Source organism: Paracoccus subflavus (assembly GCF_004310345.1).
Taxonomy (GTDB): domain Bacteria; phylum Pseudomonadota; class Alphaproteobacteria; order Rhodobacterales; family Rhodobacteraceae; genus Paracoccus; species Paracoccus subflavus.
This window is the reverse complement of record NZ_SISK01000007.1, coordinates 1-13,261: the sequence shown is the minus strand read 5'-3', so window position 1 is coordinate 13,261 and position 13,261 is coordinate 1. Positions and strand designations below refer to the sequence as shown.

Here is a 13,261-nt window from a genome sequence, read left to right as displayed (position 1 = left end):
CGGCATCACCGGCCCTTTTCCTATTCGCCGCGCGGGAACCGCTGGTTCTCCTCCAGCACGTTCAGGTCCATGTGATTGCGCATGTACCGCTCGGACGCCTGTTGCAGCGGCTGATAGTCCCACGGATAATAGGCACCGTTGCGCAGCGCCTCATAGACGATCCAGCGGCGGGCCTGGGACTGCCGCACCTCGGCGTCATAGATGTCCAGATCCCAGCATTCCATCGCCATCGCCCGCAAGTGGCCCATCACTACGGCATGGTCGGGATCGCCTGCCAGGTTCACCCGTTCGCCCGGGTCTCGGTCCAGATCGAACAGCATGTCCGGGTCGGCCTTGCAGGCGATGTATTTCCAGTGCCCGTCGCGCAGGGCGACCATCGGCGTCACCGTGCCTTCGGCTGCATATTCCATGGGCACAGGGCCGCGCGCCGCTCCGCCGGCCAACGACCGGCCATCGGTCCAGGGCGCGATCTCGTCCATCGGCAGGCCTGCCAGTTCGCACAGCGTCGGCAGCACGTCGATGGTGCTGACCGGCTGGTCCACCCGCCCCGGCGCCATGCCGGGCGCCGCGATCATCAGGGGCACGCGGGCCGAGGGTTCAAAGAAGTTCATCTTGAACCACAGACCTCTCTCGCCCAGCATTTCACCGTGGTCTGACAGGAACAGGACGATGGCGGCCTGCCGCGTGCGGTCCAGCACGTCCAGGATTTCACCGATCTTGTCGTCCACATAGGTGATGTTGGCAAAATATCCCTGCCGCGCCCGGCGGATCTGGTCGGGCGTGATGTCGAAGGCCCGCCAGTCGCAGGCGTCCATCAGTCGCCGGGAATGGGGGTCCATGTCATCATAGGAAATGGCCTCGGGCGGTTCCAGTTCTGGGATGCCGGTGTACAGATCCCAATACTTGCGGCGGGCCACGAACGGGTCGTGCGGATGGGTAAAGCTGACCGTCAGGCACCAGGGCCGGTCGTCCTTGGCGCGGGCCAGGTCATACAGCTTGCGGCAGGCGTTGAAGGCCACCTCGTCGTCGTAGTCGTACTGGTTGGTGATCTCGGCCACGCCGGCGCCAGTGACCGAACCCAGGTTGTGATACCACCAGTCGATCCGTTCGCCGGGGCGGCGGTAATCCGGGGTCCAGCCGAAATCGGCGGGATAGATGTCGGTAGTCAGACGTTCCTCGAACCCGTGCAACTGGTCGGGACCGACGAAATGCATCTTGCCCGACAGGCTGGTCTGGTATCCCGCGCGCCTCAGGTGATGGGCATAGGTCGGGATGTCGGACGCGAATTCCGCCGCATTGTCGTAAACCCGCGTCCGGTGCGGCAATTGGCCCGACATGAAGCTGGCCCGTGCGGGCGCGCAGAGCGGGCTGCCGGTATAGGTGTTGGCGAACCGCGTGGACCGTTCCGCCAGTCGTTTCAGGTGGGGCGCGTGCAGGAACGGGGCGGGGCCGTCGGGGAAAAGCACCCCCGACAGTTGGTCCACCATCAGGATCAGGACGTTCGGCTGCAAGGGATTACCCGGCCACCGCAGCCTTGACCGCCTCGGTGCCCGGCTGGCCGTCCAGCGTGGTGACGCCGTCCAGCCAGGCATCGATGGCCTGCGGATTTTCGGCCAGCCATTCCACCGCGGCCTCCTTGGGATCGGCGCCATCGTCTAGGATCTTGCCCATCAGGACGTTTTCCATTGGCACGTCGAAGACCAGTTGGCTGAACAGCCGGGCCGCATTCGGGCAGGCGGCGACCCATTCCTTCCGGGCCAGCGTATGCACCGTCGCGCCGCCATAATCGGGGCCGAACTGGGCGTCGCCGCCCGACAGATAGGTGATGTCGATCGCCTCGTTCATGGGATGAGGCGCCCAGGCAAGAAAGACGACCGGTGTGTCGCCGCTGCGCCCGACCTGTGCCAGCATCGCCTGTTCGCCCGATTCCACCAGTTCCCAATCACCCAGGCCGAATTCGTCCGCCTCGATCATCGCCTGAATCGACTGGTTTGCGGGGGCGCCCGGCTCGATCCCATAGATCTTGCCGCCGAAGGCATCCTTTTGCGCGTCCAGATCGCCGAAATCCTTGACCCCGGCGTCGGCGCCGGCCTTGTTGACCGCCAGGGTGAACTTGGCGCCTTCCAGGTTCTGCACCAGTTCGACCACCGTGCCGGAAGCGTCCAGATCGTCGCGGAACGTCTGCTGCGCGGGCATCCAGTTGCCCAGGAACACGTCCGTCTGCCCGTTCTTCAGCGCCTCGTATCCGACCGGAACCGACAGGGTGGCGATGTCGGGCTCATAGCCCAGGGCTTCCAGCAGAACCGCCGCCACGCCGTTTGTGGCGGTGATGTCCGTCCAGCCGGGATCGGAAAGGCGCACCGTGCCACAGGCCGCCGCATCCTCGGCCAAGGCGGGCAGAGCCGATGCCGCCAGCATCAGGGCCGTCAGGGTTGTAAGGGCCTTCATGGTCATCCTCCTGTCAGGGCTTGCCCCGGACCGCGGGTCCGTCGGGCAGGGCCGGGGGTGTCACCGCGTCGGCACGGGGGTGCCGCCGCGATAGTCGTAAAAGCCGCGTCCGGTCTTGCGTCCCAGCCAGCCGGCCTCGACATACTTGGTCAGCAAGGGGCAGGGGCGGTATTTCGTATCGGCCAATCCGTCATGCAGCACGTTCATGATCGCCAGGCAGGTGTCCAGCCCGATGAAATCGGCCAGTTCCAGCGGCCCCATCGGATGATTGGCACCCAGCTTGAGCGATTCGTCGATGGACCGGACATTCCCGACGCCTTCATAAAGCGTATAGACCGCCTCGTTGATCATCGGCATGAGGATCCGGTTGACGATAAAGGCCGGGAAATCCTCGGCCGTGGCTGCCGTCTTGCCCAGCTTTTCCACCACCGCGAGCAGCGTGTCATAGGTGGGCTGATCAGTCGCGATGCCGCGGATCAGCTCGACCAGTTGCATCACCGGGACCGGGTTCATGAAGTGAAAGCCCATGAACTTTTCCGGCCGGTCGGTGCGGCTGGCCAGCCGGGTGATCGAGATCGAGGACGTGTTTGAGGTCAGGATGGTGTCGGGCTTGAGATGCGGCACCAGATCCTCGAAGATCGCCTGCTTGACGGTCTCGCGCTCGGTCGCGGCTTCGATCACCAGGTCGGTCTGGCCCAGGTCGGCCAGCCGCAGCGTGGTGCGGATCCGGCCCATCGCGGCCCTGCGGTCATCCTCGGCGATCCTGTTCTTGCTGGCCTGGCGTTCAAGGTTGCGGTCGATCAGCGACAGCGCCTTGTCCAGGGCGTCCTGGCTGATATCGGTCATCAGCACATCGTATCCCGCCAGGGCAAAGACATGGGCGATGCCGTTGCCCATCTGACCCGCGCCCACGATTCCAACCGACTGGACTGCCATATTGCCCCCCTATCTGACGGTCGGGACGATAGGGCGGGCGGGCGGTTGCCGCAATGCGAAAACCGCCCCTTTCGGGGCGGTTCTTCTGGTTCAGACGGGGCGTTTTGTCCCCCTCCTGCCTATGGGATATTCGCCCCCCCTTTCCCGGTCACAGTTTTTCTGTGAGTTCCGGGACGATCTGGAACAGGTCTCCGACGAGGCCGTAGTCGGCGATCTGGAAGATGGGGGCTTCCTCGTCCTTGTTGATGGCGACGATGACCTTGCTGTCCTTCATGCCCGCAAGGTGCTGGATCGCGCCCGAGATGCCCACCGCCACATAAAGGTCGGGGGCGACCACCTTGCCGGTCTGGCCGACCTGCCAGTCGTTCGGGGCATAGCCGGAATCGACCGCCGCCCGGCTGGCGCCCACCGCCGCGCCCAGCTTGTCGGCCAGGGCCTCGATCATGGCGAAATTCTCCTTCGAGCCGACCGCCCGCCCGCCCGAGACCACCCGCCCCGCCGAGGTCAGTTCGGGCCGGTCGCTGGCCGCGACCTCGTCGCCCACCCAGGACGACAGGCCGGGATCGTCGGCCGGCGTGGCGTCCGCGATGGGCGCACCGCTGCCCGTGCCCGCTGCCTCGAAGCTGGCCACGCGGATCGTCATCACCTTTTTCGCATCGCGCGAGCGCACCGTCTGAATGGCGTTGCCGGCATAGACCGGACGCTCGAAGGTCGAGGCGTCGATGACCTTGGACACGTCGGGGATCACCATCACGTCCAGCAGCGCCGCCACCCGCGGCATGACGTTCTTGGCGTCGGTGGTGGCGGGGGCGGCGATGTGGTCATAGTCCCCGGCCAGCGACACGATCAGCGCCGCCGTGGGCTCGGCCAGCCGGTGGCCATAGCGCGCATCCTCGGCCACCAGCACGCGGGCCACCCCGGCGATGGCCGCGGCATCCGTGGCCGCATCGCGCGCCCTGGCGCCGGCGCAGAGCACCGTTACCGCGCCCAGGGACTGCAGCGCCTGGACCGCCTTGGCGGTGGCGTCGCGGTTCAGCGCGCCGTGGTTGACCTCGCCCAGCAACAGAACAGCCATCAGATCACCCCCGCTTCTTTCAGCTTGCCGACCAGCTCGTCCACCGAGCCGACCTTGATCCCCGCCTGACGCCCCTCGGGCTCGCGGGTCGAAACCACCTCCAGCCGCGGCGTCACGTCCACGCCGTAGTCGGCCGCCGTCTTTTCCTCGAGCGGCTTCTTCTTGGCCTTCATGATGTTGGGCAGGCTCGCATAGCGCGGCTCGTTCAGCCGCAGGTCGGCGGTCACGATCGCAGGCAGCGCCACGCTGATCGTCTGCAACCCGCCGTCCACCTCGCGCGTGACGCGCGCGCTGTCGCCCGCGATCTCGATCCGGCTGGCAAAGGCCGCCTGGCCCCAGCCCAGGAGCGCCGCCAGCATCTGGCCGGTGGCGTTCATGTCGTTGTCGATGGCCTGCTTGCCGGCGATCACCAGCCTGGGCTGTTCGGCATCGACCACCGCCTTGAGAATCCTGGCCACCGCCAGAGGCTCGATGTCCTGGTGCACGTCCTCGGCCGCCACCACCAGGATCGCCCGGTCCGCCCCCATCGCCAGCGCGGTGCGCAGCGTTTCCTGCGCCTGACGCACGCCGATGCTGACAACGACGACCTCCTCGGCCTGCCCCTTCTCCTTCAGGCGGATCGCCTCCTCGACCGCGATCTCGTCAAAGGGGTTCATCGACATCTTTACGTTCGACAGATCCACACCCGACCCGTCCGCCCGAACCCGGACCTTCACGTTGTAGTCAATAACCCGCTTCACGGGCACAAGTATCTTCATGGGTCGTGCTCCCCTTTATCTCGAATTCTGGCGCAGTGTTACCGGCGGATAGTCGCGGTTTCCAACACAAAAGCGTCCTGCGACGTTGCGTTTGCGTCGGACCGTCGCGGCTAGCGGCCGGCTCCCGGCACCCACAGGATGTCGTCTGCCCCGTTGTCATTGGCAATGCGGCTGGCCACGAACAGCCAGTCGGACAGCCGGTTCAGATACCTTACAGCGGCCCCGTTCACATCGCCCCCCGCCGCCAGATCGGTCGTGCGGCGTTCCGCCCGGCGGGCCACGGTACGTGCCAGATGAAGATGCGCAGCCAGCGCCGATCCGCCCGGCAACACAAAGCTGCGCAGCGGGGCAAGACGGGCGTTCATCGCATTGATCTCGGATTCTAGACGCTCGACCTGCCCGTCGATCATGCGCAGGACCGGATAACCCGCCCGGTCGTCCGCCGTCATGTCCGGGCGCGACAGATCGGCCCCCAAGTCGAACAAGTCATTCTGGATCACGGCCAGCCAGTCCGCCAGTTCGCCCGCTGCGTGAAGCCTGCACAGGCCCAGCGTGGCGTTCAGTTCGTCCACCGTGCCATAAGCCTCGACCCGCGGGTCGTGCTTGGGAACGCGGGTTCCATCGGACAGGGCGGTGTCGCCCCCGTCACCGGTGCGCGTATAGATGCGGCTCAGGACAACCATCACCGTCCCCCCAGCCAGACGAACAGCATAATCAGCGCCACCGCCACCGCCTGGGCGATCAGCCGCCAGCGCATCATCCGGTTGCCGTGCTTGCGATTGAATTCGCCGCCCTTGGCAAAGCCGCCGATGCCGGTCGCCAGCACCGCCAGAACGGCCAGCATCGCCAGAACGATCACGTAAAACAGGGGTTCGTCGGTCATGGATGCTGCCTTTCCCCGGCGCCTTCGCTGCCGGACCCTAGCCGTGGCGCGCGAACCAGTCCAGTGCACGCGTGGGTAAAAGCCTGCGCGCCGTCCCCGAGATCCATGTGGGCGTTGTGACATAATAGCGCGCCTGGGGCCGCGCCGCAGTCAGCGCATGGACGATCCGGTCGCTGACGGCCGAGGGCGGAAGTTCGAACCGGTCCTTGCCCGAAGGCCGGTAGAGGCGTTTCAGCAGGCTGTCACGGTATTCGTCGGCGCGGGCGCTGTTCTGCCAATCGACCCATCGTTCGAAATGGGGGATGGCATTTTCGCGGATGCGGCTGGTGATGGGACCGGGTTCGATCAGGATCACCCGCACGGGCGTGCCCGCCATTTCCAGCCGCAGAACGTCGGTCAGCCCCTCCATCGCGAACTTTGTTGCCACATAGGGGCCGCGCCAGCGGATGCCGATCAGACCCAGGACCGAACTGATGTTGACGATCCTCCCGCCGTTCCTGCGGAAATGCGGGATCAGCCTGACGGTCAGGTCGTGGGCGCCGAAAAGATTGGTCTCGAAGATCGCGCGCAGGGCGCCGCGCGGCATGTCCTCGACCGCGCCGGGCAGGGCAAAGGCCGCATTGTTGACAAGCGCGTCCAGCGGGCCGCCCGACAGAACCCGGTCGGTCAGTTGGGCCACGCTGTTTTCGTCCGCCAGATCCAGATGATGACACTCCATCCCCTCGGCCCGGCGGGCGGCGATGTCGCTGTCCTTGCGGCAGGTGGCCACCACCCGCCAGCCCAGCGACTGCATCCGCCACGCGGCATCCAGCCCGATGCCCGACGAGCAGCCGGTGATCAGGACGCGCCGGCTCACGGAGCGGTGGCCGACAGGAACCGGCCCGCCACATAGCCGGCGTTGCCGTTCGCGACGCGGATATTGACCCATTCCCCATCCGTGGGCCCCAGGGGCTGAACGGCGGCGCCGCGATCCAGCGCTGTCACCACCCCGTCGCCGGTCGAGGGGCCGGCCCGGACGTTCACCCGGTTGCCGGTGACATACAGGACCGGCCCGTTCGAGGCCGGGGCATCGGCCCGATCGGCATCCGCATGTTCGGGGGACGGCCTGAGAGCCGGGCCGGGAAAGCGCTGCACCTGCGCGGGGGTCTGCGCTGCGGCCTGGACCACCGCAGGGGGCGATGGCTGCACAATCTGATCTGGCGCGGCCTCGGGCGCCTCGGCTTCCTCGGCCGCGGGCTGAACCTGCGGCATGGGCCGGCGTTCGGCGCGCAGGTCTTTATCGCCCAGCACGCCAAGGAGCAGGAACAGTCCGGCAAGCGTGCCAAGAACAAGCGCGCCCAGTCTGATCATCCATGCCCCCAGCAGACCCTTTCGGGTCTTGTTTATCTGTCGTATGGGCGCAACGCCAACGGCCCGGCGGCCGTTCCGCGATTCCTGCTGGACCGCGTGCCCGCCACATCCTATCTGATGCGCATGTCCAGCCTGCCCATCGACCCCGGCGACGCCACCCAGACTGAACCGCTGAGCCGCGCGATCGGCGAACGGTATCTGACCTATGCACTGTCCACGATCATGCACCGGGCCTTGCCGGACGCGCGCGACGGGCTGAAGCCGGTGCATCGGCGCATTCTTTATGCAATGCGCGAACTGCGGCTGGCGCCGAACGGGGCGTTCCGCAAGTCGGCCAAGATCACCGGCGACGTGATGGGCAACTATCACCCTCATGGGGATGCGGCGATTTATGACGCGATGGCGCGCCTGGCGCAGGATTTCGCCATGCGCTATCCGCTGGTGGACGGTCAGGGGAACTTCGGCAATATCGACGGCGACAACCCGGCCGCGGCCCGATACACCGAGGCGCGGCTGGCGCAGGCCTCGGAAAGCCTGATGGAAGGGCTGGCCGAGGATGCAGTGGATTTCCGCCCGAACTATGACGGCACCTTGCAGGAACCGATCGTTCTGCCGGCGGCCTTTCCGAACCTGCTGGCCAATGGCGCGTCGGGCATCGCCGTGGGCATGGCCACCAATATTCCGCCCCACAACCTGCACGAGGTGATCGACGCCTGCCTGCACCTGATCAAGACGCCGGATGCCCGCGACGATACGCTGGCCGGCATCATCGGGGGTCCGGATTTTCCCACCGGCGGCGTGATCGTGGAAAACCGCGACGCCATCGCCGAGGCCTATCGCACCGGACGCGGTGCCTTTCGCGTGCGCGCCCGCTGGGCCGTCGAGGATCTGGGCCGGGGCCTGTGGCAGATCGTCGTGACCGAGATCCCCTATCAGGTCCAGAAATCCAAACTGATCGAGCGGCTGGCCGACCTGATCCAGACCCGCAAGATCCCGATCCTGGCCGATGTGCGCGACGAATCCGCCGAGGACATCCGCATCGTGCTGGAGCCCAAGGCGCGCACTGTCGATCCCGATCAGTTGATGGGCGCGCTGTTCCGCGCCAGCGATCTGGAAATCCGTTTCAGCATGAACATGAACGTGCTGATCGACGGGCGCGTGCCCAGGGTCTGTTCGCTCAAGGAGGTGCTGCGCGCCTTTCTGGACCACCGTCGCGACGTGCTGTTGCGCCGCGCGACCTATCGTCTGGATCGCATCGCCACCCGGCTCGAGGTTCTGGAAGGCTATCTGATCGCCTATCTGAACCTGGATCGCGTGATCGCCATCATCCGTCACGAAGACGACCCCAAGGCGGTGATGATCGCCGAATTCGCGCTGACCGACGTGCAGGTCGAGGCGATCCTGAACATGCGCCTGCGCGCCCTGCGCAAGCTAGAGGAAATCGAACTGCGCACCGAACGCGATGCGCTGCTGGAGGAACGGCAGGGCTTGCAGGCCATGCTGGCCGACGAAGGCGCGCAATGGTCCCGCATCGCCGGTCAGTTGAAGGAAGTCCGCAACCTGTTCGGCAAGTCCAAGCCGCAGGGCCAGCGCCGCACCCAGATCGCCGAGGCGCAGGAGATCGCCCCCATCGATCTGGATTCGATGATCGAGCGCGAGCCGCTGACGGTGATCCTGTCCAGGATGGGCTGGATTCGCGCCCTCAGGGGCCATCAGCCGCTGGAGGCCGAGATCAAGTTCAAGGACGGCGACGGCCCTGGTCTTGCCCTCCATGCCGAGACGACCGACAAGCTGGTGGTCTTTGCCTCGAACGGCCGGTTCTACACGCTGCCCGCCAACGCCCTGCCCGGCGGGCGCGGCATGGGCGAGCCGCTGCGGCTGATGATCGACTTGCCGAACGAGGCCGAAGTGATCGCCATGTTTCCCTGGCGCGCAGACCAGAAATATCTGGTGGCATCGAAATCCGGGGATGGCTTCATCGTCGGGGCGGGCGATATCCTGGCCCAGACCAAGGCCGGCAAGCAGGTGCTGAACGGTGACGCAATGTTGTGCCGTCCGGTCAGCGGCGATCATGTCGCCGTGGTCGGCACAAACCGCAAGATGCTGGTTTTTTCCCTGGCCGAACTGCCAGAAATGTCGCGCGGCAAGGGGGTCAAGCTTCAGAAATACGGCAGCGGAGGCGGCCTGGTGGCGGGGGACACGCTGTCTGACGCAGCCTTTGTCACCCTGGCCGAAGGGTTGCGCTGGCAGGAAAGCGGTGGCCGCACCCGGACCGAACCGGATCTGACCGAATGGCTGGGCAAGCGCGCCAGCGCCGGGCGCATGGCCCCGCGCGGCTTTCCCCGCAACAACAGGTTTACCTGACGGAAGGGTTGGCGCCCTTGGCACCGTCAGGTGCGGGGGTTGCGCCCCGCGCCCTCCGTCTCCCCGGGATGGCCCATCGAGGCGAAAGGCTTCACAGACCCCCGCCGCCGACCGATCCGAAGTATTCCCCGGTGATATAACTCGCCTCGTCCGAGGCCAGCAGCACATATATGGGTGCGATCTCGACCGGCTGGCCGGGGCGGCCAAGAGGCTGGTTCTTGCCGTGTTCGGCGGCCTTCTTAGGCGGCTGGCCGCCCGAGACCTGCAGCGCGGTCCAGTAGGGGCCGGGGCAGACGGCGTTCACCCGGATGCCGCGCGGGGCAAGTTGCTTGGCCAGGGACTGCGCAAAGGCGACATTGGCGGCTTTGGTCTGGGCATAGTCGAACAGCAGTTCCGAAGCCGAGAAGGCCTGCACCGACGAGGTGATGATGATCGACGCGCCCGCCTCCATGTGCGGCAGGGCTGCGCGGGTGATCCAGAACGGGGCATAGACATTGGTCTTCATGGTCGCGTCGAAATCCTCGGTCGTGAGATCCTCGAGCTTTTCGCAGAACTGCTGGCGACCGGCATTGTTGACCAGGATATCCAGCCCGCCAAGCGCCTCGACCGTTTGGGCGACCAGCGATTTGCAGAAGTCCTCGTCCTGCAGGTCGCCGGGAATGGCGATGGCCTTGCGGCCTTCGGCCTTGATCAACGCAATGATCCTGTCTGCGTCTTCCTGTTCTTCCGGCAGGTAGTTGATGGCGATGTCGGCGCCTTCGCGCGCGTAGGCGATGGCAGCGGCCGCGCCGATGCCACTGTCACCGCCGGTGATCAGCGCACGCTTGCCTGCCAGGCGCCCGCTGCCGCGATAGCTGGTTTCGCCATGGTCGGGCAGAGGGTCCATGCGGCTGGCCAGACCGGGAAAGGGTTGCTCCTGTTTGGGAAAATCGGGTTCGGGCAGACGAGGGTCGCGGATCGCGCCGCTGCGAAAAGGCTGGTCGGTGGACATGGGTGTTCCTTTTGGATTGCCTTGCCCAACATGCCGCGCGGGCGGGGGTTCCCGGCCACTAGCGGCGACGTACCCATTTCCAGCCGGTGATCATCGGCCGCACCAGATCTTCGTGCTTCCACAGCCGATAAAAGAGAATCGCTGCCCAGTGCAGCAGGACCAGGATCAGGATCAGGTCCGCACCCCGGTTGTGCCAGCGCAGGGCGCTGCGCGATGTTTCCGAACTGACTGTCGAGGCTAGCGGTCCCACGTTGATGTAATCGTCGGGGTCCGCGAACAGCCCGGTCGTGACCTGCAGGATCAGGACGGCCAGCATGGCCACAACCGCCAATGCGCCCACGGGGCTGTGACCGGGCCATTGACTTGGCCGGGGCCGTGCCATCTCGGGCAGATAGGCCAGCACGGCGCGGGGACCGCGAACGAACTGCGTGAACCGCGCCGTGGCCGGTCCGGCCAGGCCCCAGACCAGCCGGAACACAAGCAGCCCGATCACCCCATAGCCCAGCCAAAAATGCAGCGTCATGTCGGAAGGGCCCAGCTTTCCAAGCAGCCAGTTGGCGATCACCAGCACCGCCAATGCCCAATGATAGGCACGCAGCGCCGGGTCCCAGATGCGTTCCCGGCGTGCGTCCTGTGTCGCCATCAGTCGTCCTTGCGGTAATCGTCGTGGCAGGACTTGCAGGCGCCGCCCAGTTGCTGCAACGCCGGTCCCAAGGCTTCCTGACCGCCGCCTACTGTTGCGGGGGCCCCTGCGGCTGCTTCGCGCAGGGCCGCGAACTTGGCGCGGAAATCATCGGGATTTTCCCAGATCGCGGGCAGGGCGTCGGAATTGTCCAGATCCTCGGACGAGGTTCCTTCGACAAACAAAGGCCATATGTCGTAATTCGTTAGGGCCACGATATTGCTGGCCGCAACCGAGGCGGCCTCGGCGTCGTATTCGATCTCGCCCTTGGCCATGCCAGACAGCTTTCCCATGTTGAAGCTCAGCAAGGACATGAATCCCTGGCGCGCCTCGAGGATGGCATCGGTGTCCTGTGCCGCCGCGAGGGACGGTACGAAAAGGCTTGCAGCAAGGGCAATGGCTTTGACGGCGGTCATGGCTGGCTCCGGGAGGGGTTGAGGGGTCAATCAGGGGAATGTTGGCAAATCTGGACGCGCGAATCAACTGCCGCGCGTCCGGCTTGTTCCGCTTCAGGTATAAAGACGGGTCGTGCCCAACTGGTCATGGATGTCGTTGACCGCAGGACGGTCCAGCTTCAGCGCCTGGGCAAGGCGGTCCAGATATCGGGCCTCGTCGTCGTGATCCAGGTCAATGGCCAGAAGGGACATCAGATAAACCTGCGATTCCAGTCCTTTGGGCACATCGCGCGCCAAGGCCTCGGCATCCACCGGGGCGGCCATCTGGTCGCGGATGAACTGCCGTTCATCGTCATCCAGATCGTCGCCCAGCTTGCCCAGCAGCCGCTGTTTTTCCGCCTCGTCGATCTTGCCGTCGGATTTGGCGGCCTGGATCATGGCGCGCAGCATAAGCCCCGCCACGGCGTTCTGTTCAGGGGTGGGGGCCACATCGGGCTCGTCCTGCTTGGCGACGGCGTCGTTGAACAGTTCGCCAAAACTCGCGTCGTTCGTGGGCTGGGAATCCTTGCGCGCAAGCTGACCCGCCAGGCCGCCTGCCGCGGCGCCCCCCAGAAGCCCGCCCAGAAGATCGCCAAGCCCGCCGCCGGTTCCGGCGCTGCGGGTCTTGGTGCCGCCCGTCAGTTGTCCCAGCAAATCGCCAAGCCCGCCCGCGCTGCCGCCGCCTGAACCGGCCCTGTTGGTCAGGCTGTCCAGAAGCCCGCCAAGCCCGCCCGACGCCCCCCGCGAGGTGGGACCGCCATAAGGCCGCCCGCCCCCGGTGCGACCGCCCAGCACCTGGCCCAGCATGTCGTTCAGGTTTCCGCCCGATCCGCTGCCCGTGTTGCTGCCGAACAGATCGCCCAGCAGCCCGCCGCTGGGACGGTTCCGGTCAGATACCTGCCCCCCGGGCTGATTGCGCTGGTGCTGCTGCATGGCGGCGCCGATACCCTTGGCCAGAACGACCCCGGCAGCAACGCGGCCCAGGGTTTTCATGAGACTCATGACGATCCTCCTGTGAATCGAAGAACAGGGCATGGGATTGCCCCGGCTGCACGTCGAACACCCCTATATGGCCCTTGGTTCCGGCAGCCGCTGCAATGACCGAGGGTGTCGGCCGGCGGCGTCTGCCCGCACTTGATTTTTCCCCCACCGGCTTTTACATCGCGGCGCACGTCAAAATTCGGGGCCGTCTCGCCATGCCCCGCGATCAGGAGGCCCAGATGGCAAAGGCAAAGTTTGAACGGACGAAACCGCATGTCAACATTGGCACGATTGGCCATGTTGACCATGGCAAGACGACGCTGACGGCGGCGATCACGAAGTATTTCGGCGAGTTCAAG

Annotated in this window: 15 protein-coding genes; 2 read left to right on the top strand and 13 right to left on the bottom strand. The window is 65.8% G+C overall.

The features are described from left to right. Positions 1-20: 20 nt before the first annotated feature. The 9 genes from betC to EYE42_RS10090 all read right to left on the bottom strand — a co-directional run bounded on the left by betC (position 21) and on the right by EYE42_RS10090 (position 7,450). Positions 21-1,511: a choline-sulfatase gene (betC, locus tag EYE42_RS10130; RefSeq protein WP_281277815.1), complete on the bottom strand. Its 1,491-nt coding sequence runs from the start codon at positions 1,509-1,511 to the stop codon at positions 21-23. Between the two features lie 4 nt (positions 1,512-1,515). Beyond that, entirely contained in the window at positions 1,516-2,448 is a 933-nt protein-coding gene (choX, locus tag EYE42_RS10125; protein ID WP_130991216.1) for a choline ABC transporter substrate-binding protein, read from the bottom strand. Between the two features lie 60 nt (positions 2,449-2,508). Beyond that, the gene (locus EYE42_RS10120; protein ID WP_130991215.1) at positions 2,509-3,384 is read right to left on the bottom strand and encodes a 3-hydroxybutyryl-CoA dehydrogenase; all 876 of its coding nucleotides are present in this window, start codon (positions 3,382-3,384) and stop codon (positions 2,509-2,511) included. A gap of 148 nt (positions 3,385-3,532) precedes the next feature. Further along, positions 3,533-4,459 (bottom strand): electron transfer flavoprotein subunit alpha/FixB family protein, encoded by a 927-nt coding sequence (locus tag EYE42_RS10115; RefSeq protein WP_130991214.1) that lies wholly within the window; start codon positions 4,457-4,459, stop codon positions 3,533-3,535. Beyond that, complete coding sequence (locus tag EYE42_RS10110; protein WP_130991213.1) at positions 4,459-5,217, bottom strand: electron transfer flavoprotein subunit beta/FixA family protein; 759 nt, start codon at positions 5,215-5,217, stop codon at positions 4,459-4,461. Before EYE42_RS10110 ends, EYE42_RS10115 begins: the two co-directional genes overlap by 1 nt. A 110-nt stretch (positions 5,218-5,327) precedes the next feature. Further along, entirely contained in the window at positions 5,328-5,900 is a 573-nt protein-coding gene (locus EYE42_RS10105; RefSeq protein WP_130991212.1) for a cob(I)yrinic acid a,c-diamide adenosyltransferase, read from the bottom strand. Beyond that, entirely contained in the window at positions 5,900-6,100 is a 201-nt protein-coding gene (locus tag EYE42_RS10100; protein ID WP_130991211.1) for a twin transmembrane helix small protein, read from the bottom strand. The genes EYE42_RS10105 and EYE42_RS10100 overlap by 1 nt, the downstream gene beginning before the upstream one ends. A 37-nt stretch (positions 6,101-6,137) precedes the next feature. Continuing rightward, complete coding sequence (locus tag EYE42_RS10095) at positions 6,138-6,956, bottom strand: SDR family NAD(P)-dependent oxidoreductase (RefSeq protein ID WP_281277814.1); 819 nt, start codon at positions 6,954-6,956, stop codon at positions 6,138-6,140. Beyond that, positions 6,953-7,450, bottom strand: coding sequence for an SH3 domain-containing protein (locus EYE42_RS10090; RefSeq protein ID WP_130991209.1), 498 nt, complete (start codon positions 7,448-7,450; stop codon positions 6,953-6,955). Before EYE42_RS10090 ends, EYE42_RS10095 begins: the two co-directional genes overlap by 4 nt. A 123-nt stretch (positions 7,451-7,573) precedes the next feature. Between EYE42_RS10090 and parC the strand changes: the two genes are divergently transcribed. Beyond that, positions 7,574-9,814, top strand: coding sequence for a DNA topoisomerase IV subunit A (gene parC / locus EYE42_RS10085; protein ID WP_246020745.1), 2,241 nt, complete (start codon positions 7,574-7,576; stop codon positions 9,812-9,814). Positions 9,815-9,905: 91 nt separating this feature from the next. Here parC and EYE42_RS10080 read toward each other — a convergent pair whose 3' ends face one another. From EYE42_RS10080 to EYE42_RS10065, 4 genes are all read right to left on the bottom strand, one after another. After that, complete coding sequence (locus EYE42_RS10080; RefSeq protein ID WP_130991208.1) at positions 9,906-10,805, bottom strand: SDR family oxidoreductase; 900 nt, start codon at positions 10,803-10,805, stop codon at positions 9,906-9,908. Positions 10,806-10,863: 58 nt separating this feature from the next. Next, on the bottom strand, positions 10,864-11,448 hold the full coding sequence (locus EYE42_RS10075) for a cytochrome b/b6 domain-containing protein (protein WP_130991207.1): 585 nt from the start codon (positions 11,446-11,448) through the stop codon (positions 10,864-10,866). After that, complete coding sequence (locus EYE42_RS10070; protein ID WP_130991206.1) at positions 11,448-11,903, bottom strand: c-type cytochrome; 456 nt, start codon at positions 11,901-11,903, stop codon at positions 11,448-11,450. Before EYE42_RS10070 ends, EYE42_RS10075 begins: the two co-directional genes overlap by 1 nt. Positions 11,904-11,996: 93 nt before the next feature. After that, entirely contained in the window at positions 11,997-12,923 is a 927-nt protein-coding gene (locus EYE42_RS10065; RefSeq protein ID WP_130991205.1) for a DUF533 domain-containing protein, read from the bottom strand. 95 nt (positions 12,924-13,018) lie between these two features. Between EYE42_RS10065 and EYE42_RS16330 the strand changes: the two genes are divergently transcribed. Next, on the top strand, positions 13,019-13,261 hold a 243-nt coding region (locus tag EYE42_RS16330), incomplete at its 3' end, for a GTP-binding protein (RefSeq protein WP_246020707.1).

Coding starts and splice junctions, on each gene's coding strand:
- EYE42_RS10110 (WP_130991213.1), bottom strand. CDS start 5,217: ATGAAGATACTTGTGCCCGTGAAGCGGGTTATTGACTACAACGTGAAG.
- EYE42_RS10075 (WP_130991207.1), bottom strand. CDS start 11,448: ATGGCGACACAGGACGCACGCCGGGAACGCATCTGGGACCCGGCGCTG.
- EYE42_RS10120 (WP_130991215.1), bottom strand. CDS start 3,384: ATGGCAGTCCAGTCGGTTGGAATCGTGGGCGCGGGTCAGATGGGCAAC.
- EYE42_RS10070 (WP_130991206.1), bottom strand. CDS start 11,903: ATGACCGCCGTCAAAGCCATTGCCCTTGCTGCAAGCCTTTTCGTACCG.
- EYE42_RS10065 (WP_130991205.1), bottom strand. CDS start 12,923: ATGAGTCTCATGAAAACCCTGGGCCGCGTTGCTGCCGGGGTCGTTCTG.
- EYE42_RS10080 (WP_130991208.1), bottom strand. CDS start 10,805: ATGTCCACCGACCAGCCTTTTCGCAGCGGCGCGATCCGCGACCCTCGT.
- choX (WP_130991216.1), bottom strand. CDS start 2,448: ATGAAGGCCCTTACAACCCTGACGGCCCTGATGCTGGCGGCATCGGCT.
- parC (WP_246020745.1), top strand. CDS start 7,574: ATGTCCAGCCTGCCCATCGACCCCGGCGACGCCACCCAGACTGAACCG.
- EYE42_RS10100 (WP_130991211.1), bottom strand. CDS start 6,100: ATGACCGACGAACCCCTGTTTTACGTGATCGTTCTGGCGATGCTGGCC.
- EYE42_RS10090 (WP_130991209.1), bottom strand. CDS start 7,450: ATGATCAGACTGGGCGCGCTTGTTCTTGGCACGCTTGCCGGACTGTTC.
- EYE42_RS10115 (WP_130991214.1), bottom strand. CDS start 4,459: ATGGCTGTTCTGTTGCTGGGCGAGGTCAACCACGGCGCGCTGAACCGC.
- EYE42_RS10105 (WP_130991212.1), bottom strand. CDS start 5,900: ATGGTTGTCCTGAGCCGCATCTATACGCGCACCGGTGACGGGGGCGAC.